The sequence below is a fragment of the Variovorax sp. 01T439_2 genome, from assembly GCF_056398445.1.
Genome location: NZ_JBFTPJ010001022.1, coordinates 1 through 2,012 on the forward strand (window position 1 = coordinate 1; position 2,012 = coordinate 2,012).

Here is a 2,012-nt window from a genome sequence, read left to right on the forward strand (position 1 = left end):
GGCCAGGCCGAAGGCGCCCGCCGCCGCGCTGCCCAGGTGGAAGGGGGCGCCATGCAGCATCACGGCCAGCGTCGACCAGAACGCGCTGAATCCCACCGCCAGCAGCGCCTGGGCCAGCGCGGCGCGGCGCAGCATGCCGTGGCGCGACCACAGCGTGCCCAGGGAGCCGAGCAGCGCGGCGTAGGCCAGGTGCGTGGTGGGCCGGAAGCGCGGCAGCCCGCGCCAGGCGGCCGCGCCGATCAGCGCGATGCTGGCCGCGGCCGCGATGAACATCGCGCGCCAGCCGAAGTGCTCGGCCACGAAACCGCTCACCACGCGCGACAGCAGGATGCCCAGCAGCAGCCCGGTCATCACCGTGCCCACCGTCTTGCCGCGCGAGGCCTCGGGTGCCAGCGTGGCGGCCGCGGGCACGATGTCCTGCGCCATGGTGGCCGCCAGGCCGATCGCCAGGCTGGCCGCGAGCAGCACGCCGATCGACGGCGCGGCGCCGGCCACCAGCAGCGCGGCGCACAGCGCGGCCGCCTTGGCCAGCACGATGCGGCGCCGGTCGAAGCGGTCGCCCAGCGGCGCCAGCAGCAGGATGCCGAGTGCGTAGCCCAGCTGCGTGAGCGTGGGAATGAGCCCCACCGAGCGGGGCGAGGCGCCGATGTCCGCGCCCAGCACGCCGAGCATCGGCTGGGCGTAGTAGAGCGACGCCACCGACAGGCCCGCACCCGTGGCCAGCAGCAGCACCAGCGATCCCGGCAGGCTGCGCCCCTCCGGCGCGGCGCCAGCCGATGCATGCATATTTTGAATGGAAGACATGGTGTTAACCCTTGAATATCGAGCGATGACTGAAATGTGCACGCTTAGGGTTTGGCTTGGTAGTCTCGAGAATCGCACAATGCCTATACGCCAAGCGAATAAAGCAAGCCATGTCGACTCTCTCCTCTCCCGCCGCCGACCGCATCGAACTGATGCAGACCTTCGTCCATATCGTCGAGGCCGGCAGCCTTTCGGCCGCCGCGCTCCAGATGGGCGCGACGCAGCCCACCGTGAGCCGCCGCCTGCAGGCGCTGGAGCGCTCGCTGGGCGTGCGGCTCCTGCGCCGGTCCACGCACGCCATGAAGCTCACCGAGGATGGCGAGCGCTGCTACGAGCGCGCCCGGGAGCTGCTCGCCGACTGGCACGCCTTCGAGGCCGACCTGCGCGGCGTGGGCGACGAGCCCGAAGGCACGCTGCGCGTGGTGGCGCCGCATGCGCTGGGCCAGCTGCTGCTGGTCGGTCCGCTGGCCGACTACCTCCGGGCCTATCCGCGCGTGTCGGTCGAATGGCTGCTGAACGACCGCCGGCCCGACTTCATCGCCGAAGGCGTCGACTGCGCGATCCAGGTCGGCGAGGTGACCGACACCCTGGCGGTGGCGCTCAAGCTCTCGGAAGTGCCGCGCGTGGTGGTCGCCGCGCCCTCGGTGCTGGCTGGGCGCGCGCCGCCCGCGCATCCGTCGGAGCTGGCCGAACTGCCGTGGCTCGCGCTGCGCACCTTCTATCGCAATGAGGTGCTGCTCACGCACCGCCCGAGCGGCGAGGTCGCGCGCGTGCCGATCCGCCCGCGCATGAGCACCGACAGCCTCTATGCGCTGCAAAGCGCGGCGCGCATGGGCCTGGGTGCCTGCATGGCCTCGGCCTGGCTGGTGAACGAGGACATTGCCGCCGGCCGGCTGGTGCAGCTGGTGCCGCAATGGCATGTGGCGCCGCTGCCGGTGTACCTGATCTATCCGCCGTCGCGCTTCCAGCCGGCGCGCCTGCGCCGCTTCATCGAGACCATGCGGCTCGCGCTGGCCGATCCGGCAGGCCGCACCTGGGAGGCGGACGCGGCCTGAACGCGGCCGGCGGCGGCCTCAGCCGGCCCGCCGCGCCGCATGCGCGGCATCGGCGAACCACGACAGGAAGTGCAGCAGCCAGCTCGTCGCTTCGTCCAGGAAGCGCGGCGTGAGCCGCAGCTGCGCGCGTCCCGCGTCATGCGCCAGGTGGCC

At 72.4% G+C, this 2,012-nt stretch carries 2 protein-coding genes; one reads left to right on the forward strand and one right to left on the reverse strand.

Features of this window, described 5'->3' with window-relative positions; all coding sequences use genetic code 11:
* Window positions 1-804, reverse strand: an 804-nt coding sequence (locus AC1DOC_RS31320) for an MFS transporter (RefSeq protein ID WP_478131292.1), incomplete at its 3' end; no start/stop codon positions are given.
* 110 nt (window positions 805-914) lie between these two features.
* On the opposite strand from AC1DOC_RS31320, the gene AC1DOC_RS31325 reads away from it, so the two are divergent.
* Window positions 915-1,859 carry a LysR family transcriptional regulator gene (locus AC1DOC_RS31325; RefSeq protein WP_015867513.1) on the forward strand — a complete coding sequence of 315 codons (945 nt, stop codon included), beginning with the start codon at window positions 915-917 and terminating at the stop codon, window positions 1,857-1,859.
* Window positions 1,860-2,012: the final 153 nt, after the last annotated feature.

Excerpts from the sequence above, each read along its gene's own strand:
- AC1DOC_RS31325 (WP_015867513.1), top strand. The coding sequence starts at position 915 with ATGTCGACTCTCTCCTCTCCCGCCGCCGACCGCATCGAACTGATGCAG.